Raw genomic sequence first — 22140 nt, 5'->3', positions numbered from 1 at the left:
GGCTTCAGACACCCTCGGAGGAACAGCGGGCCGCATCGTGCCGGTGCAAAATGACGCCGTTCGGGTCCTTGCGCTGGTACAGGAAGGGGCTGTCCGTGGCCACATCGGCCAGGCGGAAGCGGGAGCCGGGTGTGTGGGAGAGCAGGAATTCGTCGCGCACGCCGCCGTGGGTCACGCTGAGAGCCGTGGCCCACTGGCCCGCGGCCGATGCGTCGGCCGCCGCCACCGGCAGCCAGCCGATGGAAATATCCGGGCAACTTTCCTTGTAGGGAAACAGCAGGGTATGGAAACAGACGCGGTCGCCGCGCGCGCTGAAGCGCACGACCGGGGCCGGTTGCTTGATGCCGTAGGTGGGTGAAAAGAAGCCCGCTTCCAGGTCCAGGGCGATGTCCTCGCTGGGCGGCTGCAGGATCACCAGGTTGGGTGAGTCCACCCGCAGACAGCCATCGGGCCGGCTCAGGCTGGCGTGGCTCTCCGCCAGGGGGTCCAGATGGTAGCGCAGGACGTAGTCGTGGGGCTCGTCCGCCCGCAGCAGATCGCAGATCAGCCAGTATTCCCCGCCTACGAACAGGATCTTACGCTCGTGGATGACCGGGTACTCGTGGCTGGCGGCGATGCCGTGCAGGTAGTCCAGGCCCGGACGGCTCAGGGCCGCGCGCAGCTTTCGTTCCGGCTCCGGTCCCTGGATCTTGAATTTCCGCGTATGGGGCGCGTAGCGGGTCTGGTTCCTGCCGTCCACTTCCACGGTGTTGTGGTAGCTCGTCCCGCGGAAGAGCACGCGCCAGTTGACGGGGCCGGATTCGTCGTAGGTGTAGCGGCCGGGATCGACCACCAGGGAGCGGCCGTAGGCAGCCATCTCGATGTTCAGCAGATCCAGGTGGCCGTGATTGCCGGCGCCCAGAGGGCCGCAGTCGAAGAACAGATAGCGCGCGTCGGCGTAGGCCTCGCTCTCGCCGCCCCAACTGCTGCGGACGATGCTGTAGCCGCTGGCGGGAAAGCTCATCGAGCGCTCCGCCGGCGCGGTGCCTTGTTGCCCCGAGGTCGCCACGTAGAGCATGCGCGGGTCCTGGTAGAGTTCGTGGCCTTGTTTGAGAAGGTCGAGGAAACAGGCGGTATCGCCGTCGCTGATGGAGGGAATGAAGCCGTCGGGTTTGTGGACGTACAGGCTGAATTCCAGGGCCTTGCGGATGCCGGCATCCATCGCCTCAGGCAGATTGATGCCGTTCAGCTGGGTCAGGCGGCGTATCCCCAGGAAGTTGCGCAGCACGATGTGGTGATAGTCCGTCGACAGCTCGCAGTGCACGCCGTCTTCCAGCAGGTCGCTGCGGATGTTCTCCTGCAGTTCATGGCGCGCGAAATCCAGCCACTCGCTGGCGCCCTTGAGTTCGGGGAAGACCACCGCGGCCAGAAACACCGCGTAGAGCTCTAGGGTGCGGTGGTTGCGCGCCGGCGTCAGGTGCTCGCACAGATAGGCCACCTGCTGCTGGATGGAATTCAGGAAATCCAGGTGGAAATCCGGGTCCAGCCCTGGCGCGGCGTTGCTATGGACGAAGTAGTGATAGGCGAAGATCCAGTTCTGTATGCGCCGGCCCGCCACATCGCTGGGCATGAAGTCCAGGGGGACTGTAGCCATCCAGCCCCGGGTCAGTTCCACCCATTTGTCGCGGTAGCGCGGGTCACGGGTCTGCTGGAAGGCGCGGCCCAGGCCTACGGCGTAGTAGAACTTGTGCAGCAGGATCTGCCACTCCTCATCCGTGCTGGGATTGGCGAGCCAGTCGAAACCTTCGGGCAGGCTGTAAGCTTCGTTGTTGAACTCGAAGCGGTTTTCCAGGATGCCGGCCAGCTTGTCCGGCGTGACCTGCTCCTCGTCCAGCACCGGGAAATAGCGGATATGCTCGCGGCCCTTGAAATAGGCGAGCAGGTCCGCCGGCCGGCCGAAGCTATAGGGGGCCTCGAGCAAGACCTTAGGTTCAGGCGTTTTCCGCAGAACAGCAGACATGGGCTTCTTCTTCCACCGCGCGGCCTTCCAGGCAGGCCACGAACAGGTTCTTCAAGGCGACGGTGGTATGGCGCGAATTGAATTCGCGGCATACGGTCTCGCGGGCGGCCTGGCCCAGGCACTGGCGCAGGCACGGATCGGATAGCAGGCGCTGGATGGCGTCGGCCATGGCGGCGGCATCTTTCTCCTGCACCATGAGGCCGTTGACCTCGTGCTCGATCAGTTCCGGAATGCCGGAAATGTCGGTGGAGATCACTGGCATCTCCATGGCCATGGCTTCCACCAGGACATTGGGAATCCCGTCGCGGTCGCCGTTGTCCACCACCAGGCAGGGCAGGGCGAACAGGGTGCCTTCCTGATAGACGGCGCGCAGTTCCTCCTGGGTGACGGCGCCAGGAAGGCTGATGCAGTCCTCCAGCTTCAATTTCGTGATCAGGGCCTTGGTCTTCTCGGCGTGTTTGTCGTGGCCGCCGACGATGCGGCACTGGAAGCGTACGCCGCGGTCGCGCAGGAGGGCGCAGGCTTGCACCAGATAGTCGAAGCCCTTCTTCTCTACCAGTCGCCCCACCGAGAGGATGGTGGGCACCGCGTCCGGCGCGGGCGCCTGGCGCGGTTCCGGCACGAACAGGTCGGTATCCAGGCCGTGATAGATGCGGTGTACCCGGGTGTCGCTGGGGTTGCGTCCATCCAGATGGGTCTGGTTGGCCCCGGTGCAGGTGACCGCGAACTTGGCGCGACGCATTTTGATCTGCAGCAGATCGCCGGGGTTCAGTTCGCGCAGGTAAATGTCCTTGGCATGGGCCGTGAAGCTGAAGGGCAGGCCGCTCATGCGGCTGGCGAACAGGGCGATGGTGGTGGCGCCGTGGCAGAAATGCGCGTGCAAGTGCCGGATCGACGGTTCGTCCAGCACGCTGTTGGCGATGAAGCCCGCCTGCAGGAACTCCTTGATGAACACGGTGCGCGGCCAATCCAGCAGGCCATCGCGGTATTTCACGCTCATCTTCAGGCATTCGGCCAGCGCAGCCAGGTAGCGCAAGGGCTTGCGGGCCAGCAGGCGGCCATGGGAGGCGGCGAAATTCGGCAGGTTCTCGATGAACCAGCGCGCGAAGCTGTGGCCGGTGAGGTCCGAGGCCTGGGGCAGATAGGTCACCGGGGCCTTGATGGCGTCGACCACGGCATGCTGCTTCTGGCCCTCCAGCTTCTTGATGGAGAAGATCGAAAGCTTGAGTCCCAGGGTCTCCAGCAGGTGGATTTCGTTGGTGATGAAGGTTTCCGAGGTGCGCGGAAAGCCCTTCAAGACGTAGGCGACCACCGCCTCGTCCGGCGTAGTTCTCATGTTGGAATCCTGTGAGGGTGGAAAGATCAGTCGGCGCGCACGATGCCTTTGCTGGCGGCCCAGTCGGCGGAGTTCGCGGTCTCGTCGCCCTCGTAGAGCAGGTCGTTGATGGACGCGCTGATGCGGGGCAGGCCGCCCATGTCGATCTTGTACAAGCGGCTGCAATGGATGTTGGTCCGGCCCAGTTCCTCCTGCACGGTGCCCATGAGCAGGTCGGCGTTCAGATGGCTGGGGTGGATGGCTCGCACCAGACCTTGCCGGGCCAGGCGTTCGGCCCGAATCCACTGTTCCTGGGCGGGCTTGACGCGTGGAACGATGATGGCGCGCTTGCGCAGGGTGAGCACTTCGCAGGTGGTGTTGTAACCGCCCATGCATACCACCAGGTCCGCCGCGTCCATGCAGGCCATCATGTCGGAGGTGAATTCCTGGACGATGACATTGGGGCAGTCCTGGGCCAGCACCTCGATTTGCAGGCGGCGCCCTTCGGACATTTCGGGGCCGCAGATCATCAGGGTCTTGACGCCCTCGCCGAGATCCTGGGCGGCCGCGCCTTCCAGATAGGTGCGCAGCAACTGATAGCCGTCCTCCCCGCCGCCGGCGGTGACCAGCACCAGTTGCTCATCAGGCCCGCAGCCGATCTGCGCGCGGATCTCGTCACCGGGCTTTTCGCTGCGCTCGCGGGCGATGTAGCCGCAGAACTGCACCTTGTCGTGCACTTCCTCGGGAAATTCATACTCCTCGCGCATGTCGTAGATCTCGGGCGAGCCCACCACCAGCACCTGGTCGTAATGGGACTGGATCGCCTGGTGGTAGCCGTTCTTCTTCCAAACGGGAATGGTGCTCTCGGGGCTGTCCAGAATGTCGCGCAGCAACAGCACCAGCTTGGCCTTGTGGCCGCGCCGCTGCATGAGATCCAGGGCGGCGCCCAGTTCGTCGCTGACGCCGTAGGGTTTCTTGTCGACCAGGATCAGGTCCGGGTCGAAATCCAGCACGGCGCTCAGGATGATGTTGCTGCGCAGTTTCACCAGGTGCTCGTACTCCATGTCCAGGAACTTCACGGTGTACTCGCCCTTGGTGGTGCGAGAGAGGCAGGGCAGCTTGATGTAGTCGATGCGGTCGGGAATCCGGAAGGCGTGCAACATGGGCGAACCGGAGAGGATCAGCACCGACACGTTGGGGTCGGAGTCAACCAGCGCTTGTGCGATGACGAGCATGCGACGGATATTCCCCAGGCCGAACGTATCGTGCGAATACACGATGATGCGTTTTTGTTGGTTATCAAGCTTCATGGACCGTACACCCCGTAGTTTGTTTTTCGTTCTCACGGGCGGCGATGACTGCCGCTCCAGTGGTTTACCACTTGTCAGCTTGGGCTCACAGGTCGGTAAATATTTTCTGTACTCGGAAGGTAGGTTCCGCTGCAGATGAGAATGGTTCAAATGAATTGTAAAAAAACTTCAATAAATACAGAGTGTCACAATCTGGCGACAGGCCTCTTGCGGGGCTTCTTGATGGAAAGATTCTCAATTAACAAGGGCTTGCACGGGGCTGTCGTGTTCTGCGGAACAAGCTGTTGCGTTAAATTCCCACGCCCTGGGATTGGTATTAACGCTGCTTCCTTTGAGACGTGGATCTGTTAACGGGACGAGGAAAAAATTGGCCGGGAATTCGGGGCAGTTCGTCAGTAAAGCCAGAGGCGGGAGCCTGGGCATACTGTTACCCCGGTCTGGGGGTGAAATTGCGGCAGCCCGCACAAACGCCGGGATTCGGGGGGCAGCAGTGCCAGTCTGATTCGCTCGGCGTAGGGGAGCGGCGCTGGTCGGAGCCCCGGATCGATGGACAGAAACGCCCGCCACGCTTCGGGGTAGCGCGCGCCGCGAATGTGGACCGGATCGGGGCCAAACCAGTCAGCCTCGGGGCGTTCGAAGCGCAGCCCTTCGGCCTGGGCCAGCCTGGCGAGGGCCTGGCTCAATGTTTCCGCGCGCGCCTGCACCTGCTCCAGGCTCAGCCTGCAAGCGGGTACCAAGATGGAGCGAAATATGAGATAGCGGAGCGGGGTGAGGCTGCGGATGGAGGCCATCGGCAGGTCGGTGAGAACGATGTCGTCCGTGTGGGCGCCAAGACGCCGCAGCGCCTCACCCACCCAATCCAGGGTCTGCTGCGGCGAAAAGCCATAGAGCAGATCGTTGCCTATATCGGTCACCAGGGCCCTGGCAGGGCGCGCGGGCTGGCATTCCAGCGCCTTCCAGATGCCTGATTGCAGGATGCCGGGCAACACCCTCAGCAACACACGGTTGCCGCTGCCATAGGAGCGGCCGTGGCCCAGGGCGGCAAAGACTTCCAATTCAGGGCCCCAGGCGGCGGTGGTCACGGCCAGGAATGAAGCGAAGCCACGGGTCAGGTTGCTGGCGCCCAGGGCGATGACGCGCTGTATTTCCGGTGGCTTCATGGGCTAAGGAATTTGCGGGCTTTTCCGCTTTGCCGCGAAGGGGTTAGCATGCAGCGACTCACCACATTCTTTGCCCCCGGGCTTTTTCCGGACCGGCAGCCAATGGCTGCTTCCCTATCAGACAGGAGGATCCCATGAATACCGATACGCCAGGGCACGCGGAGCGCCGGCAGTTTTGGCGCGCCGGCTTCCAGGCCAGCGCGCAGATGGTGCTGCGCGACGGCGCGCGCGATGCGGATATGATGAACATCTCGATGGATGGCGCACTGCTGGAACTGGCTTCCACGTCCATGCCGGCACTGGGTGAGCCCTGCGAACTGCGGTTGGAGTTGAATCCCGGCGGGGAAACCATCGTCATGCAGGCCAGCGTGAGCCATGTCGGGCCGGGCGGCCGGGTTGGACTGCGCCGCGCCTCCATCGATTGTGACAGCCTGACCCTGTTGCGGCGCCTGCTGGAACTGAACACCGGGGATGCGGCGCGCACCGAACACGAATTGCTGACGCTGTCCCGTTCGGGCTGAACCTGGCGGGCGGTCTCATGCCGCCCCGGGGCTCTGGAACCGGCTGCGATCGCGATAATGGCGGCTGTAGGCGGCGAAGCCCAGCGCGGTGATCAGCATCAGCAGCGTGAACAGCCAGAAGTAGTCCGCGCCTTGGAGCCTTGAACTGCCATCCGGCCGCTGCAAGGCGAAATTGACGGCGCTGGTGAACAGGTTACCCACCGCCACCGAGGCCAGATAGAAGGCCATGACCAGGGATTTCAGGCTGGCCGGTGCCTGGGTGTAGGAGAACTCCAGACCGGTGATGGACACCATCACCTCGGCGCCGGTCAACAGCAGATAGGCGAGCAATTGCCAGGCGATGGCAGGCTGTTCCCCGCCATCGATGCGTGTCTGCACCCAGGCGGTGAGGGCGAAGGACAGCACCGTCACCAGCAGCCCCAAGCCTATCTTGCGCAGTGGCGTGAGCGGCCACAGTCGGTCCAGAGCCGGGTAGACCAAACTCTGGAACAGCGGGACCAGCAAAATGATCAGCAGCGGGTTGGCCGCCTGGATCTGCGAGGGCAGCACCTCGAATCCGAACAGTATCCGGTCCATGTGATTGGCCTGCAGCACCCAGGATGAACCGGTCTGGTCGAACAAGGACCAGAACACCGCGATGAACAGATAGATGCCTCCAAGCCGCGCCAATTGGCGCAGGCAATCCCCCTGCAGGGCCTCCCGCAGCAGCGCCTTGCCGCCCGCCGGTATATGGGCGAAGCGGTAGCGTCCCGCCCAGAAGATCAGCGTGGCCAGCAGCATCAGCACACCGGGCATGGCGAAGGCCGCCGCCGCGCCGTGGTGGGCCAGCAGCCAGGGCGTCAGCAGCATGGAGGCGAAGGCCCCCAGGTTGATGGCCAGGTAAAACCAGCTGTAGACCAGGCCCAGCCGATGCCGGTTGCGATCGCAGAACTGGTCGCCCACGTGGGCCGACACGCAGGGCTTGATGCCGCCCGCGCCCAGGGCGATCAGGGATTGCCCGATCAAAAGGCCGGTCCGCGTGTCATCCAGGGCCAGAGCGAAATGGCCCAGGCAGTAGACCAGGGACAGGGCGATGATGGTCCAGAACTTCCCCAGCAAGCCGTCCGCGAGCAGCGCTCCCAACAGGGGCGTGAAATAGGTGACGGCGATGAACAAGTGAAAGTAACCCGTCGCCTCGTGTTCGCTCATGGGCGCCGGGAGGCCCTCCGCGCTCACCAGGTACTGGGTCATGAACACCACCAGGATGGCCCGCATGCCGTAGTAGCTGAAGCGCTCCGCAAACTCGTTGCCGATGATGTGGCCGATGCCGGGCGGCCATTCGCTGGTATCGAGGGGAGCCTTGCGGATGCGACGCACGGTCATGGGACATTCAGTCAGGGTAATTCTCCGATGTATCAGGGAGCACCCCGGGGCCTGATCCTTGAGCCAGGGCGCTATGTCGCACTACCAAGGAAATATACAGATTTTGCCATAAAGCAATCCACTTACATTCCAGAGTGAGCAGCCCCGCTGGCGCAATTCCGCGTGTACAGCCTTTTCCGGCGTGAATGTCGCCTTCAAGGCCAAGAATACCGATGGCAGCGCCAGCATGGCGGACGTCATGGCGACCTACAGCTGGGCCGGTATCTACCTGGGCAAGGTCGACGACTGACGCCGGATGGAGTAAGGCTGCCACCGGCGCAGGGACGCGCCCTTGAGAACGGGCGAATGGGCCGCTTCAGGGGCATTCTGGAGCCGGCCTATCCCGCGGAACAAAAAGAGGCTTTTGCGAGTCTTAATGAGCGCAAACAGAGACAAGAGGAAGGACAACATGAACGCAAAAGACAAAAACACGCTGAAGTCCATATCCCTGGTCGCCGCGCTGGCGGGCTTGCTCGCCACGGGCGGCGCGCAGGCGGGCGGTCATTATGGCCACGGTGGCAACACCGAGGTTCTGTATCAGTCCAAGGCGGCCAATCACGCCATTCACGGTTACCCCAGCAGCGTCCCCGCCGAGGTGTCGGCTGAGCCGCAGATGGTGTACGTGAGCCAGGCCTATGGGCCCGCCATCTACAGCTACCCGCATGTCGGCACCGAACAGGCCGTGCCCCTGGCCTATGAATACACCGACACCGCTTACGGCCAGGCCATCCACAGCTATGACCGGGTGAAAGTCGAGGGCGAAGTCAAGGTCTTGCCCTTGCTCGTCGACTGAAATCGCTCGCCGGGTTTTGTGGTCTATTGATTTGGCCCCAAAATACCCCCCCGGTATTTCGGGACGACGCCAAGGTCGGTACGCGCCCGACCTTGGCTGACGCGGCCTCTGGCCGCGCCGGGTCAGCCATGCCCCGCATTAACCCGGCCACAAAGGGCCGGGTTAATGGAGCTAGACCCCGGCGCAGCCTCGATGCCTCAGGCTTCGGCCCGCGCCTTCTCCGTGGCGATAGCCACGGCGGCGCTGCGGGTTTCCACGCCCAGCTTCTCGAACACATGCTCCAGGTGCTTGTTCACCGTGCGCGGGCTGCTGCCGAGGATCATGCCCACCTCGCGGTTGGTCTTGCCGCGCGCCACCCACATCAGCACCTCGGCTTCCTTGAAGGTCAGGCCCAGGCTGCCGCGCAGGCGTTCCAGGTTCCAGTCGCCGGAGCGCTTGTGCAGCATCAGCAAGAACTCCCCGCCGCTCTCCGCCGGGGCGACGCAGGCGGTGTAGCGGGCGCCGCCCTTGGTGGTGGAGAACTCGGGCACGAGAATCCCTGAGCGCAGGACCGGCTGCGCCCATTCCTTCAGGGCCGGGGGCAGGGTTCCCGGCACCGAGGCCGTGGATTCGCCCGCCAGCAGATCCGACAGCCATTCCGCCGCGGGCTCGGTCATCCAGGTGATGCGCCCGCCACCGTCCACCGCCATCGCCGCCAGCCCGCTCTGGGTCAGGGCCGTTTCGGCCCGGTGCACGGCGCGGGCCTGGGCCGTGTGGGCGCCGACCCGGGCCAGGACCTCCTCGTTGCGGATGGGCTTGACGATGTAGTCCACCGCGCCCTCGTCGAAGCCGCGCAGCAGATCGTCCAACTCGCCCAGGGCCGTCATGAAGATGACCGGGATGGCGGCGGTGGACGAATCATCCTTGAGCCGCCGGCAGGTCTCGAACCCGTCCATGCCCGGCATCATGCCGTCCAGCAGGATCACGTCCGGCTTCACATAGCGCAGTTGTTCCAGGGCACAGGCCCCGTCGGTGGCCACCAGCACGCGGTAGCCCGCTTCCTCCAGGGCGTCGGAGAGCAGGGCCAGGTTGGCGGGCACGTCGTCGACGATCATCACCGTACCTTGGGTGTGTAACGAGCGGTAACGCATGTCAGGCCTCCTGAAGAAATTGCTTGATGTCGGCAAGTCGGAAATCCTTGGCCAGCCCCTGCAGGTGCATGGCGAAGGGTAGATACTGGAAATCCTCGCTGGCCAGGTCCTGCAGCCGGTCGGTGAGTCCACGCAGATCGCCCATGCGCGCATACCGTTGCAGGGCCGCCAGGTGTTCGCCGGGCGGCAGGACCATGGGCGGCGGGGGAGCCAAATAAGGCGCGGGCACCGGGCCATAGGTCCAGTCCAGCGCCAGGTGCAGGCGCAGCTTGCGCAGCAGTTCGGGGATCTGAATGGGCTTGGCGATAAAGTTGTCGCAACCGGCGGCAAAGGCGGATCGGCGGTCGGCCTGGTAGGCGTTGGCGCTGATGACGATGAGGGAGGCGCGGCAGCCGGCTTCGCGCAGGCGACGGGCGGCTTCGGCCCCGCCCATGCCCGGCATGATCAGGTCCAGCAGGATCAAGTCAGGGGGATTGTCCATGGCCCGCTTCAAGCAGTCCTCGCCGCTGGCGGCCTCCTCCACCTCGAAGCCCAGAGGTCGCAGGATGGAGATCAACAGGCCACGGTGTTCGGCCTGGTCGTCGACCACCAGCACTGACCGGCGCGGCCCGGCATAACCGCTGATTTCGGACGGCTCCTCCGCCGGCGCCTGGCTGCGCAGGTCCGGAAGGAACAGCTTGACGGTGAAGCAGGCGCCCAGTCCTGGCTGACTCTTCAGACTCAGTTCGCCGCCCATGATCTCGGTGAGGATCTTGCAGATGGTCAGCCCTAGCCCGCTGCCGCCCACGGCGCTATTGCGCGCGCTCTCCAGACGGTTGAAGGGCAGGTAGATGCTGTCCTGCTGGTCTTCGGGGATGCCTTCGCCGGTGTCGATCACCTGGAACTGGGCCACCTCGCCGCTGTAGCTGACGCGCAGGATCACTTCGCCATGCCGGGTGAACTTGACCGCGTTGCCCAACAGGTTGATGAGGATCTGGCCGACCCGCTTCTCGTCGCCTCGGATGCGCTTGGGGAGCGTGTCGGTGATCTGGCAGCGGAAGCCCAGGCCCTTGGCTTCCGCCTGGGGCTTGAACATGCGCACCATCTGATCCACCAAGGCGGTGAAATCGATGGGTTCGCGCGCCAGTTCCAGCTTGCGCGCTTCGATGCGGGCGATATCGAGAATGTCCTCCACCAGGCGCGCCAGGTGCTCGCCGCTGCGTTCGATGATTTCCACCGCATCGCGCCGGTGCAGCGGGATGGCGGGGTCCTTCTTGAGGATCTGCGCATAGCCCAGAATGCTATTCAGCGGTGTGCGAATCTCGTGGCTCATGCCGCCGAGAAAGCGGCTCTTGGCCTGATTGGCGCGGTCGGCGGCCTCGCGCGCCTCCTGCAACTGGGCGTCGGTCTTGCCATGCTCATCGATCTCCTTGAGCAGGCGCAGGGTCTGGCGGTTGGATTCCTCCTGGGCCACCTGGCGGCTTTCGTTGTTCAGTACCAGCCACCAGGCGCCAAGGCCCAGGAAGACCAGCAGCGAGCAGTAGACCTTGATGAAGTTGGCGTGCAGCAGGGCCGCCATGGCTGGCGCATCATCCAGGCCCAGGAGGTCCTGGTAGTAGATCACCCCCAGGAAGACCCCGGTGACGGCGGCCAGCAGGGCATAGATCAGGGCGAACTGCAGCAGCCGCAGTTTCAGGCGTGGCGACAGGCGCGGCGGCAGCACCCATTCCGCAAGGCGCTGCAACTGGCTGTCCAGGCGCGCCTGGGGCTTGCAGGAATCATGGCAACGGGCGTCCAGGGTGCAGCAGAGGGAGCAGATGGCGTCCTGGTAGGCCGGGCAATAGGCCTTGTCCTCCGCCTCGAAGTGGTTGTTGCAGATGCAGCAGCGCGCCTGGGCGTCAGCCTTGCCCCAGTGCTCGCGGTCGCGGGCGGTGTAATAGCGGCCGGCGGTAAGCCGCGCCAAGAGCGGTGTCAGCGCGAAGGCGAGACCCAGGGCCAGGAAGGGCGAAAAAGCCTGGGGCACTTCCCCGAACAGGCCCAGGTAGGCGGCGATGGACACCGCCGAGGCGCTGAGCATGGATACCACCCCCACCGGGTTGATGTCGTAGAGGTAGGCGCGCTTGAATTCCACATGGGCGGGGCTCAGTCCCAGGGGCTTGTTGATTACGAGATCCGCCACCAGGGCGCCGATCCAGGCGATGGCCACATTGGAGAACAGGCCGAGCACGCGCTCCAGGGCGCCGAACACGCCCAGCTCCATGAGCAGCAGGGCGATGGCGACGTTGAACACCAGCCACACCACCCGGCCGGGATGGCTGTGGGTAAGGCGCGAGAAGAAATTGGACCAGGCCAGGGAGCCGGCATAGGCATTGGTCACGTTGATCTTGACCTGCGAGACCACCACCAGCAGCACGGTGGCCGCCAGCGCCCACTGGGGACTGGCGAAGAGCTGGCCGTAGGCCACCAGATACATCTGGGTCGGTTCGTGGGCGTGTTCGCTGGCCACGCCGTGGCGAATGGCGAGATAGGCCAGGAGCGCCCCACCCAGTTGCCGCGCCACCCCCATGAAGATCCAGCCCGGCCCCGCTATCAAGGTAGCGGCCCACCAGCGCAGCCGGTTTTCGGGCGTTTTCTGCGGCAGGAAGCGCAGGAAGTCCACCTGTTCGCCGATCTGCGCCACCATGGAAAAGGCGACGGTGCAGGCGGCCCCAAACGCGACCCAGTTGAAACCCAGCGGAGCGCCGGCGGCGCCTTCGAAGGTCACCAGGCCCGCCAGGGCCTGGGGTTCCTTCCACAGGATGGCGGCGAAGGGCGCGATCAACAGCGCCAGCCACAGGGGCTGGGTCCACAATTGCAGCCGGTTGATGTTGGTGATGCCGTAGGTCACCAGGGGCACGATCACCAGGGCGCTGATCAGGTGCGCCAGGGCGATGGGAATGCCGAAATACAGTTCCAGCGCCAGGGACATGATGGAGGCCTCCAGCGCGAACAGGGTGAAGGTGAAGGAGGCGTAGATCAGGGAGGTGAGGGTGGAGCCGATGTAGCCGAAGCCCGCGCCGCGGGTCAGCAAGTCCATGTCGATATGGTGCTTCGCGGCGTAGTAGGCGATGGGCAAGCCGGTGAGGAATACGATGAGTCCCACGGCGAGGATCGCCCAACAGGCGTTCTCGAAGCCGTAATGGATGGCCAGGCTGCCGCCGATGGCCTCCAGGACCAGGAAGGAAATCGAGCCGAAGGCGGTGTTGGCCACCCGCCATTCCGACCACTTGCGGAAGGAACGGGGGGTGAAGCGCAGGGCGTAGTCTTCCAGGGTCTCGTTGGCGACCCAGGCGTTGTAATCGCGCCTGATCTTGGCGATGGACTGCTGACCCAGTGCCCCCACGTAGCGGTATTCCTCATGCGATCGTTGTCTGCGGCAGCGCCTTTCTGATGAGCGCCTTCGGTGCGGCTTGGATTGCGGCCGCTATGGCAGGGATTGCATGCAAACAACAGGCCGTTGCGCTAATGCCACGGACAAACCGCAGCAGAGCGCTCGGAATCTGGTCTTTCACGGAATGGCGGGGGCGGGGGCGTCGCGAGGGCCTGCTGCGCCACGGTGCATTCACCGCGTGGATGCACTGGCGTGGTGCAGATTGGGCGCGTGCTGCCCCTCGGCGGCCACCCCCGGCAGAAACCGGTCAAGCCGCCTGGCTGTTGCGGATGGCGATGGCGGTGGCGGCGGCGCGGGTCTCCACGCCGAGCTTCATGTAAACGTGGTCCAAGTGCTTGTTCACCGTGCGCGGGCTGATGCCCAGAATCTCGCCGATCTGCCGGTTGGTCTTGCCATAGGCGACCCACATCAGGATTTCCGCCTCGCGGGCAGTCAAGCCAAGCTGCTCGCGCACCGAGTCCATGGCCCAGGCCTGTCTCTCTTCTTTCTCCTCCTTTTCCTCGCTGATCCAGAGGATACCGCCGCGCAGACCCGCGTCGGGCTTGATGGTGGCGTTCATGCGCACGCCATTCGGGGTCACGCCGAAGCCGCACACGGCCTCGGTTCCCTGGGCCAAGGCTACCCGCGCCCATTCGGCCAGTTCAGCCGGCAGTCTCCCGCAGTGGTTGCAGCGGCTCTCGCACTCCGGGTAGTTACGCGTCATCAGATGCTGCGCCTGGTCCGTCATCCACAGCACATTGCCCTCGGCGTCCAGGGCCACCGCCGCGCGCTCCATGCTTTCCAGGGCGGCGCGCGCTTGCCGCGAGTGGCGGGAGCGGCGCAGGTGCGACTGGATGCGCGCCACCACCTCGGTGGGCCGCACGGGCTTGACCACATAATCCACGGCGCCGTCGGAAAATCCCTGCACCATGTGCTCGGTATCGTCCATGGCGGTCATGAAGATCACCGGGATGTCTCGTGTCGCGGGGTCGGCCTGGAGCCTTCGGCACAGTTCGAAGCCGTCCATGCCCGGCATGATCAGGTCCAGCAGGATCACGCTGGGCTGGATTAGCTTGAGCTGTTCCAGCGCCATGTAGGCGTCCAGGGCCACCAAGGCCACCAGGCCGGCCTGATCCAGGGCGATGGTGAGCAGGCTGAGGTTCGCGGGGGTGTCGTCGACGATCAGCACGACTTCCCGGTCCGGCAGTTTGACGGTGCTCATGGCTCTATTCTCCGCTGAACAGTTGCTGCAGTTCCCTCAGGCGGTATTGCTTCGCCAGGGCTGTGGCATGGGCCACGAAGGGGCGGTAGGCAGGGTCTTTGCCTTCCAGGTCCCGGAGGTAGTTTTCGATGCCGCTGATGTAGCCGATCTGTGCGAAGTGCAGCAGGCCTTTCAAGGTGTCCGAAGCCGGCAGGCACAGTTCCGCCGGGGCCTGGGGCGCGCGCGAGGCCGTCGCGCCGTTGATGGGCCTGGGCTGCTCGTAGCGCCATTGCAGGCCCAGCAGGGCCTTCAGCTTGTCCTTGAGTTCCGACATGCGCACTGGCTTGGCGATGTAATCGTTGAAGCCGGACTCCATGGCGGCGGTGAAGTCCGATTCGTAGGCGTTCGCCGACACCACGATCATGGGGCCCTGGTAACCGCTCCGGCGCAGCAGGCGCGCCGTCTCGAAGCCGTCCATCACCGGCATGATGAGGTCCATTAGGACCAGGTCCGGCGCCGCCTGGGCCACCGCTTCCAGGCAGGAAGCGCCCGAGTCGGCCTGGCGCACCGAAAAGCCCAGCCCGGTGAGCAGGCTGACCAGCATGGCGCGCTGCGCCGGGTGGTCGTCCGTCACCAGGATGGTGCGGCGCTGGCCATGGTAGCCGCTCACCCAGTCCGAGGTGGCCTGGGGCGCGGTCCCGTTCAGCTTGGGCAGGAACAACCGCAGGCGGAAGGTGCTGCCCTGGCCCGGCTCACTCTCCAGGGTGATCTCGCCGCCCATGTTATCGGTGAGCATCTTGGTGACGGTGAGGCCGAGCCCCGTGCCTTCCGTGTGGTACTGGCTGACCGAGGCCAGGCGCTGGAAGGGCTGGAAGATAACCTCCTGGTCTTGTCGGGCGATCCCGATGCCGGTGTCCCGGACTTCGAAGTGGGCGATCTCCCCGGCATAGCGCACCCCGAACAGCACTTCGCCCTGGGGGGTGAACTTGACGGCGTTGCTCAAGAGGTTCATGAGAATCTGCCGGATGCGGCGCTGATCGCCCTTGACCAGCAGGGGCAGCGTGCCCTGCACGTCCAGGCGGAAGGCCAGGCCGCGTTTCTCCGCTTCCAGTTGGCTGAAGCTGGACAACTGGTTGATCAGTAGCGGCAGTTCGAAGGGTTGCGGGCGCAATTGCAGGTTGCGCGACTCGATGCGGGCGATATCCAGCATGTCGTCGATCAGGGCCAGCAAGTGCTCGCCACTTTGATGCACGATGTTGACGTACTCCCGATGCTTCTCGGCCAGGTTCGGGTCGGCCAGGACGATCTCGCTGTAGCCCAGGATGCTGTTGAGGGGGCTGCGCAACTCGTGGCTCATGCCGCCCAGGAAGCGGCTCTTGGCCAGGTTGGCCTTGTCCGCGACGTCCCGCGCCTGGGCCAGCTTGGCGTCGGTGCGGCGGTGTTCGTCGATTTCCTTGAGCAACAGCCGGGTCTGCTTGTTGGATTCGTCCTGGGCCGTGCGCCGGCTGTCCTCGGTGAGCACCAGCCACCAGGCGCCGATGCCCATGAGCACCAGCAGGGCCAGGTAGATCTTGAGGAAGCCCGAGGCCAGGAAGTCGCCATCGGCGCCGGTGACCGCCGGGTACTGGATCAGCTCCTGGTAGTAGATGATGCCCACCACCGCCGCCAGCACGGTGGCGAGGCTGATGAAGACCACCAGATACTGCACGATGCGGGTGCGCACCACCGCCGGCAGCGACGCCGGCAGCAGGAAGGACGCGGCGGCGCCGATCTGTTCGGCGATGCGCGCGGAAGGCTTGCAGGCGTCGCCGCAGCGGGCGTCCAGGCTGCAGCACAATGAGCAGATCACCCCTTCGTAGACCGGACACACCGTTTTGTCCTGGGGTTCGAAGTCGCGGCCGCAGATGCAGCACTCCTGATGTTCCAGTTGCGCCACGTCAGGGCGCTCGCGGGCGATGTAGAAGCGGCCGCGGGTCAGCGCGGCGATGACGGGGGCCAGCAGGAAGGCGGTGAGCAGGGCGATGAAGGGCGCGAAGGACTGGTAGGGCTCGCCGAAGAGCCCGCCGTGGGCGGCGATGGCCAGGGCCGAGGCGATGAGCATGGAGCCGACGCCCACGGGGTTGATGTCGTAGAGGTGGGCACGCATGAATTCCACATAGGGCGGGCTCAGCCCCAGCGGTTTGTTCACCACCAGGTCCGCCACCAAGGCCCCCACCCAGGCGATGGCCACGTTGGAATAAAGGCCCAGCACCTGGTCCAGGGCGCCGAACACCCCCAGTTCCATGAGCAGGAAGGCGATCGCCACGTTGAATCCCAGCCACACCACGCGGCCGGGGTGGCTGTGGGTGAGGCGCGAGAAGAAGTTCGACCAGGCCAGGGACCCGGCATAGGCGTTGGTCACATTGATCTTCACCTGGGACAGCACCACGAACACGGTCATGGCCAGGGCCGCCACCCGGGGATCGGCGAAGACATACTGGAAACCGGCCAGATACATCTGGGTGGGCTCGCTGGCGCGCTCCAGCGGCACCTCGTGCTGCACCACCACGAAGGCGAGAAAGGCGCCGCCGAACTGCTTGGCCATGCCCGGCACGATCCAGCCCGGGCCCGCCACGAGGTTTGCGATCCACCAACGCTTGCTGTTGGCGGGCGTCTTCTCCGGCAGGAAGCGCAGGAAATCCACCTGCTCGCCGATCTGCACGATGAGGGAGAAAGCCACCGTCGCCGCCGCGCCGAAGGCGAGGGGCGAAAACCCGGTTCCGAGTTCGTTGCGGCCGGCGAAGGTCTGCCAGTCGCTGATCAATTCCGGCTTGCGCCACAGGATCATCAGGAAAGGCAAGACCATCAGCACCAGCCACAGGGGCTGGGTCCAGGCATGCAGCCGGCTGATCCAGGTGATGCCGTGGGTGACCAGGGGAATGATGGCCAGGGAACTGACGATGTAGGCCACCGGCAGCGGGATGTCCAGATACAGCTCCAGGGCCAGGGACATGATGGCCGCTTCCAGGGCGAAGAAGATGAAGGTGAAGGAGGCGTAGATCAGCGACGTGATCGTCGAGCCGATATAACCGAAGCCCGCGCCGCGGGTGAGCAGGTCCATGTCCAGGTTGTAGCGCGAGGCGTAGTAGCTGATGGGCAGGCCGGTCAAGAAGATCAAGGCGCCCACCACCAGGATCGCCCAGGCGGCGTTGGTGAAGCCGTAGTTGATCACCAGGGTGCCGCCGATGGCTTCCAGGGCCAGGAAGGACACCGCGCCCAAGGCCGTGTTGGCCACCCGGAACTCGGACCATTTGCGAAAGCCCTTGGGCGCGTAGCGCAGCGCATAGTCCTCCATCATCTCGTTGGCGACCCAGGTGTTGTAATCCCGGCGGGTCTTGAGGATCTTCTGCGGCGGCGTGGTCATGGCATCTCGTCAATCGGGTCGGCGGCCGGGGCCGCCGTCAGCATCAATCAGGCATCAGCAATCGCCATGCCTTGGCGCCGCCGGTCAGGGAACTGCGCGGTGCCCGGGCCGCATTCCATGGCGTGCGTGCACCGGGTCAGGGCGCGCCGCACCGCGCAGGACACGCGCGTTATCTAATCCCATACCCCGACAGTTCCCAATAAGTCATTTGACTTAGCCGTCAATCGACGAATTGTCCCCGGGGCCCGCGCGCTGCGTAATAGGTCCCGACGCGGGAATCGGCTGCCGCCACACGGCATGCCGGCCGCCCGCAACGGTTCCAGCCCACTTCCTGACAGCACGAGAGGCACATCATGACGCTACGTTCCTATCTGGCTCCGCACGGGCCCGCCTGGCGCACCCTCGCCGCCGGCATTGCCATGGGGCTCGCCCTGGCGGCGCCCGCCACCCGGTCCGCCGAGGTGAACACCACCGGCCTCGCCGTCACCGACAGCACGGTCACCGTCGGTGACCTGCATTCTGCCACCGGCACCATGGCCATCAGCGAAATCGGATCGATCCAGGCCGAACTGCTGGCCATCGATCAGATCAACGCCATGGGCGGCGTGCTCGGACGCAAGATCCAGGTGATCAAGGAAGACGGCGCCAGCGACTGGCCCACCTTCGCCGAGAAGGCCCGCAAGCTCCTGGTCAAGGACAAGGTGGCTGCGGTGTTCGGCTGCTGGACCTCGGCCTCGCGCAAGGCGGTGCTGCCGGTGTTCGAGAAGGAAAACGGCCTGCTCTACTACCCGACCTTCTACGAGGGGCTGGAGCAGTCCAAGAACGTGATCTACACCGGCCAGGAGGCGACCCAGCAGATCATCGCGGGCCTGGACTGGGTGGCGAAGGAGAAGGGCGCCAAGACCTTCTTCCTGATCGGCTCGGACTACATCTGGCCGCGCACCTCCAACAAGATCGCCCGCAAGCACATCGAGAACGTGCTCAAGGGCAAGGTGGTGGGCGAGGAATACTACCCCCTGGGCCACACCAACTTTCGCTCCCTCATCAACAAGGTCAAGCTGGCCAAGCCCGACGTGATCTACAGCGTCGTGGTGGGCGGCTCAAACGTGTCCTGGTTCAAGCAGTTGAAGGCGGCTGGCATCACCGCCGACAAACAGACCTTGCTCACCATCTCCACCACCGAGGACGAGGTGAAGGGCATCGGCGGGGAGAACGTGGTGGGCTTCTATTCCGCCATGAAGTACTTCCAGTCCCTGGATAACGAAAACAACAAGAAGTTCGTGGAGGCCTTCAAGGCCAAGTACGGCGCCGACAGCGTGATCGGCGACGTGACCCAGGCCGCTTACCTCGGCCCCTGGTTGTGGAAGGCGGCGGTGGAGAAGGCCGGCAGCTTCGACGTGGACAAGGTGGCGGCGGCATCGCCCGGCATCGAGCTCAAGACCGCGCCGGAAGGCTACGTCAAGATCCATCCCAACCATCACCTGTGGAGCAAGCTGCGCATCGGCAAATGGAAGAAGGACGGCCAGGTGGACGTGGTCTACGAGTCCGGCCTGATCGAGCCCAACCCCTTCCCGGAGGGCTACCAGTAAGCGCATGAACGGTGCCCCGGGAACGTTCCCGGGGCACCCTAGACCCAGCGAATTCAACCAGGAGCAGCGCCATGGGCGACGCAAGCAGTTCCGAAATCTTCGCCACTTTACTGATGCAGGGCTTCGCCGGCCTCAGCCTCTTCAGCGTGTTGCTGCTGATGGCCCTGGGGCTGGCCATCATCTTCGGCCAGATGGGCGTGATCAACATGGCCCACGGCGAGTTCATGGCCATCGGCGCCTACACCACCTATGTGATGTCCCAGTTCGCACAGGAGCACGAGCTGCTGGACGTGTATTTCCCGTTCGCCCTGCTGGCGGCCTTCATTATCGCCGGCGCGGCGGGTTATTTGATGGAGATCCTGCTGATCCGCCATCTGTACAAGCGGCCTCTGGATACCTTGCTGGCCACCTGGGGTGCCAGCCTGATATTGCAGCAGATCTTCCGCTCCGCCTTCGGCGCGCGTGAAGTCAGCCCCGAATTGCCGGAATGGATCATGGGCTCCATGCAGCCCGCCGAGGGCATCGACCTGCCCATCAGCGGCCTGTTCGTCCTCGGGCTGTCCGCCGTGGTGACCGCCGGCGTGGCGCTGATGCTGTTCAAGTCGCGCTGGGGCCTGGGCGTTCGTGCCATCAGCCAGAACCGGGTGATCGCCGGAGCCGTGGGGATCGACACCAAGCGCATCGACCGCCTCACCTTTGCGCTGGGCTGCGGACTGGCGGGTGTTGCGGGCGCGGCCTTCACCACCATCGCCTCTACCGGTCCCACCAGCGGTTCCCTCTACATCGTCGACACCTTCCTCGTGGTGGTGTTCGGCGGCGCCGCCAGCATCCTCGGCACCATCGCCTCCGCCTTCGCCATTGGCCAGGCGCAGTCGGTGCTGGAGTTCCTGATGACCGGCTCCACCGCCAAGGTGCTGACCCTGGTGTCGGTGGTGCTGATCCTGATGATGCGGCCGGAGGGCCTGTTCTCGGCCAAGGTTCGCCGCTGAACACGCAGAATACAAAAATCGGAGAACGAAGATGACGCGCCTGATCGACTTGTACCGACGCATACCCGCGGAGTGGCGCCAACTGGCCATCCTCGCCGCGCTGATTTTCCTGGTGTTTCCCCTTGGGCTCAGCCTGTTCCGGCTCAACCTGGTTGGGAAGTACCTGAGCTTCGCCTTCGTCGCCCTCGGGCTGGTGCTGTGCTGGGGCTACGGCGGCATCCTCAGTCTGGGGCAGGGGGTGTTTTTCGGCATGGGCGGCTACTGCATGGCCATGTTCCTCAAACTGGAGGCCTCGGACCCGGTGAGCACCGCCATCCAGAGCACGCCGGGCATTCCCGATTTCATGGACTGGAACCAGCTCACGGCCTTGCCCTGGTTCTGGGAACCCTACCACAGCCTGGCCTTCACCCTCTTGGCCATCCTAGTGGCGCCCACGCTCCTCGCCTATCTGCTGAGCCTGGCCATGTTCAAGCGGCGGGTGGGCGGGGTGTATTTCGCCATCATCACCCAGGCCGTGGCGCTGATCCTGAGCACCCTCATCGTCGGCCAGCAGGGCTACACCGGCGGCATCAACGGCATCACCGACCTCAAGACCCTCATGGGCTGGGACATCCGCACCGACAGCGCAAAGTACGTCCTGTACTTCGTCAATGCCGTGCTGCTGATGCTGTGCCTGCTGGCCAGCCGCTTCATCCTGGGCAGCAAGCTGGGCCTGCTGCTGGTGGCCATGCGCGACAAGGAGGAGCGGGTGCGCTTCTCCGGCTACAGCGTGGCGGACCTGAAGGTCTTCATCTTCTGCGTGGCCGCCATGTTCTCGGCCATCGGCGGGGCCATGTTCACCCTGCAGGTGGGCTTCATGTCGCCCTCCTTCGTGGGCATCGTGCCGTCCATCGAGATGGTCATCTTCGCCGCCGTGGGCGGACGCTTGTCCCTGGTGGGCGCGGTCTACGGCTGCCTGCTGGTGAACTACGGCAAGACCTATTTCTCCGAGGCCTTCCCGGATCTGTGGCTGATCCTCATGGGCAGCCTGTTCATCGGCGTGGTCATGTTCTTTCCCAACGGCCTGGCCGGCCTGTTCGCCTCGGGCCCCATCAAGCCCTTCGTGGATTTCTGGCGCTGGCTGACCACCTTGCGCCACCACCTGCCGGCGGATCGCAGCCATCCCATCAACCAGAAAGGCTGAGGTGAAACCATGACCGCACACAAAGATTTTCTGCTGGCGGTGGAAGGCATCACCGTCTCCTTCGATGGTTTCAAGGCGGTGGACGAAGTGTCCCTCTACCTGGACCCGGGGGAGGTGCGGGTCATCATCGGACCCAACGGCGCCGGCAAGACCACCCTGGTGGACCTCATCTCCGGCAAGACCAAGGCCAGCTCTGGCTCGGTGATGTTCAAGAACATCGAGCTGACCCGCCTCAAGGAGCACGAGATCGTGCGACAGGGCCTCGGCCGCAAGTTCCAGACGCCATCCATCTACGAGGACCTGAGCGTCTACCAGAACCTGGTGGTGTCCTTTCCCCGCGGCCGCGGCGTGTTCGGCAGCCTGTTCTTCCGCAGCACCCCCGACGTGGAGTCGCGGGTGCGTTCCGTGGCCGAGGAGATCCAGTTGGCGGACAGCCTGGACACCCAGGCGGGGCTGCTCAGCCATGGCCAGAAGCAGTGGCTGGAGATCGGCATGCTGCTGATGCAGGACCCGGAACTGCTGATGCTGGACGAGCCGGTGGCGGGCATGAGCGTGCGCGAGCGGCAGCAGACCGCCGAGCTGCTTCAGCGCATCAGCCAGAACCGCTCGGTGCTGGTGATTGAGCATGACATGGAGTTCGTCCGCGCCATCGCCCACAAGGTCACCGTGCTGCATCAGGGAAAGGTGCTGGTGGAAGGCAGCATGGAGCGCGTGCAGTCCGACCCGCGGGTGATCGAGGCCTATCTCGGCCATTGATC

Annotated in this window: 15 protein-coding genes; 6 read left to right on the top strand and 9 right to left on the bottom strand. The window is 64.5% G+C overall.

Features of this window, described 5'->3' with window-relative positions:
* Positions 1-4: 4 nt before the first annotated feature.
* The 4 genes from EK23_RS05985 to EK23_RS05970 all read right to left on the bottom strand — a co-directional run bounded on the left by EK23_RS05985 (position 5) and on the right by EK23_RS05970 (position 5784).
* Entirely contained in the window at positions 5-1999 is a 1995-nt protein-coding gene (locus tag EK23_RS05985) for an alginate lyase family protein (RefSeq protein WP_082053967.1), read from the bottom strand.
* Positions 1971-3335, bottom strand: a complete 1365-nt coding sequence (locus tag EK23_RS05980) for a glycosyltransferase (protein WP_045224361.1) — start codon at positions 3333-3335, stop codon at positions 1971-1973. Before EK23_RS05980 ends, EK23_RS05985 begins: the two co-directional genes overlap by 29 nt.
* A gap of 26 nt (positions 3336-3361) precedes the next feature.
* A complete protein-coding gene (locus tag EK23_RS05975) occupies positions 3362-4624 on the bottom strand; it encodes a glycosyltransferase family protein (protein ID WP_045224360.1) in 1263 nt (420 codons plus the stop codon).
* Between the two features lie 392 nt (positions 4625-5016).
* A complete protein-coding gene (locus tag EK23_RS05970) occupies positions 5017-5784 on the bottom strand; it encodes a BAR domain-containing protein (protein ID WP_052807956.1) in 768 nt (255 codons plus the stop codon).
* Positions 5785-5918: 134 nt separating this feature from the next.
* Here EK23_RS05970 and EK23_RS05965 point away from each other — a divergent pair, with 134 nt between their 5' ends.
* Complete coding sequence (locus EK23_RS05965) at positions 5919-6305, top strand: PilZ domain-containing protein (protein ID WP_052807955.1); 387 nt, start codon at positions 5919-5921, stop codon at positions 6303-6305.
* A 15-nt stretch (positions 6306-6320) separates the two neighbouring features.
* Here EK23_RS05965 and EK23_RS05960 read toward each other — a convergent pair whose 3' ends face one another.
* Positions 6321-7667 (bottom strand): POT family MFS transporter, encoded by a 1347-nt coding sequence (locus EK23_RS05960; protein ID WP_045224359.1) that lies wholly within the window; start codon positions 7665-7667, stop codon positions 6321-6323.
* A 448-nt stretch (positions 7668-8115) separates the two neighbouring features.
* Between EK23_RS05960 and EK23_RS05955 the strand changes: the two genes are divergently transcribed.
* Positions 8116-8499 (top strand): hypothetical protein, encoded by a 384-nt coding sequence (locus tag EK23_RS05955; RefSeq protein WP_045224358.1) that lies wholly within the window; start codon positions 8116-8118, stop codon positions 8497-8499.
* A 197-nt stretch (positions 8500-8696) separates the two neighbouring features.
* Here EK23_RS05955 and EK23_RS05950 read toward each other — a convergent pair whose 3' ends face one another.
* From EK23_RS05950 to EK23_RS05935, 4 genes are all read right to left on the bottom strand, one after another.
* Positions 8697-9629: a response regulator transcription factor gene (locus EK23_RS05950; RefSeq protein WP_045224357.1), complete on the bottom strand. Its 933-nt coding sequence runs from the start codon at positions 9627-9629 to the stop codon at positions 8697-8699.
* 1 nt (position 9630) lies between these two features.
* A complete protein-coding gene (locus EK23_RS05945) occupies positions 9631-12990 on the bottom strand; it encodes an ATP-binding protein (RefSeq protein WP_045224356.1) in 3360 nt (1119 codons plus the stop codon).
* A 295-nt stretch (positions 12991-13285) separates the two neighbouring features.
* Entirely contained in the window at positions 13286-14239 is a 954-nt protein-coding gene (locus EK23_RS05940) for a response regulator (RefSeq protein ID WP_045224355.1), read from the bottom strand.
* Between the two features lie 4 nt (positions 14240-14243).
* Positions 14244-17621 (bottom strand): hybrid sensor histidine kinase/response regulator, encoded by a 3378-nt coding sequence (locus EK23_RS05935; RefSeq protein WP_045224354.1) that lies wholly within the window; start codon positions 17619-17621, stop codon positions 14244-14246.
* Between the two features lie 353 nt (positions 17622-17974).
* Between EK23_RS05935 and urtA the strand changes: the two genes are divergently transcribed.
* The 4 genes from urtA to urtD all read left to right on the top strand — a co-directional run bounded on the left by urtA (position 17975) and on the right by urtD (position 22138).
* Positions 17975-19210, top strand: coding sequence for an urea ABC transporter substrate-binding protein (urtA, locus tag EK23_RS05930; protein ID WP_045224353.1), 1236 nt, complete (start codon positions 17975-17977; stop codon positions 19208-19210).
* A 71-nt stretch (positions 19211-19281) separates the two neighbouring features.
* The gene (gene urtB, locus EK23_RS05925; RefSeq protein ID WP_045224352.1) at positions 19282-20199 is read left to right on the top strand and encodes an urea ABC transporter permease subunit UrtB; all 918 of its coding nucleotides are present in this window, start codon (positions 19282-19284) and stop codon (positions 20197-20199) included.
* Between the two features lie 31 nt (positions 20200-20230).
* A complete protein-coding gene (urtC, locus tag EK23_RS05920) occupies positions 20231-21382 on the top strand; it encodes an urea ABC transporter permease subunit UrtC (protein ID WP_045224351.1) in 1152 nt (383 codons plus the stop codon).
* 9 nt (positions 21383-21391) lie between these two features.
* Entirely contained in the window at positions 21392-22138 is a 747-nt protein-coding gene (gene urtD / locus EK23_RS05915; RefSeq protein ID WP_045224350.1) for an urea ABC transporter ATP-binding protein UrtD, read from the top strand.
* Positions 22139-22140 lie beyond the last annotated feature (2 nt).

This window comes from Methyloterricola oryzae, from assembly GCF_000934725.1.
GTDB lineage: Bacteria > Pseudomonadota > Gammaproteobacteria > Methylococcales > Methylococcaceae > Methyloterricola > Methyloterricola oryzae.
This window is presented reverse-complemented; position numbering and strand designations above follow the sequence as displayed.

Bases quoted from the DNA above. Each gene is read 5' to 3' on its own strand.
- urtA (WP_045224353.1), top strand. From the start codon at position 17,975: ATGACGCTACGTTCCTATCTGGCTCCGCACGGGCCCGCCTGGCGCACC.
- EK23_RS05950 (WP_045224357.1), bottom strand. From the start codon at position 9,629: ATGCGTTACCGCTCGTTACACACCCAAGGTACGGTGATGATCGTCGAC.
- urtD (WP_045224350.1), top strand. From the start codon at position 21,392: ATGACCGCACACAAAGATTTTCTGCTGGCGGTGGAAGGCATCACCGTC.
- urtC (WP_045224351.1), top strand. From the start codon at position 20,231: ATGACGCGCCTGATCGACTTGTACCGACGCATACCCGCGGAGTGGCGC.
- EK23_RS05970 (WP_052807956.1), bottom strand. From the start codon at position 5,784: ATGAAGCCACCGGAAATACAGCGCGTCATCGCCCTGGGCGCCAGCAAC.
- EK23_RS05975 (WP_045224360.1), bottom strand. From the start codon at position 4,624: ATGAAGCTTGATAACCAACAAAAACGCATCATCGTGTATTCGCACGAT.
- EK23_RS05940 (WP_045224355.1), bottom strand. From the start codon at position 14,239: ATGAGCACCGTCAAACTGCCGGACCGGGAAGTCGTGCTGATCGTCGAC.
- EK23_RS05955 (WP_045224358.1), top strand. From the start codon at position 8,116: ATGAACGCAAAAGACAAAAACACGCTGAAGTCCATATCCCTGGTCGCC.
- urtB (WP_045224352.1), top strand. From the start codon at position 19,282: ATGGGCGACGCAAGCAGTTCCGAAATCTTCGCCACTTTACTGATGCAG.
- EK23_RS05960 (WP_045224359.1), bottom strand. From the start codon at position 7,667: ATGACCGTGCGTCGCATCCGCAAGGCTCCCCTCGATACCAGCGAATGG.
- EK23_RS05935 (WP_045224354.1), bottom strand. From the start codon at position 17,621: ATGACCACGCCGCCGCAGAAGATCCTCAAGACCCGCCGGGATTACAAC.
- EK23_RS05965 (WP_052807955.1), top strand. From the start codon at position 5,919: ATGAATACCGATACGCCAGGGCACGCGGAGCGCCGGCAGTTTTGGCGC.
- EK23_RS05980 (WP_045224361.1), bottom strand. From the start codon at position 3,335: ATGAGAACTACGCCGGACGAGGCGGTGGTCGCCTACGTCTTGAAGGGC.
- EK23_RS05985 (WP_082053967.1), bottom strand. From the start codon at position 1,999: ATGTCTGCTGTTCTGCGGAAAACGCCTGAACCTAAGGTCTTGCTCGAG.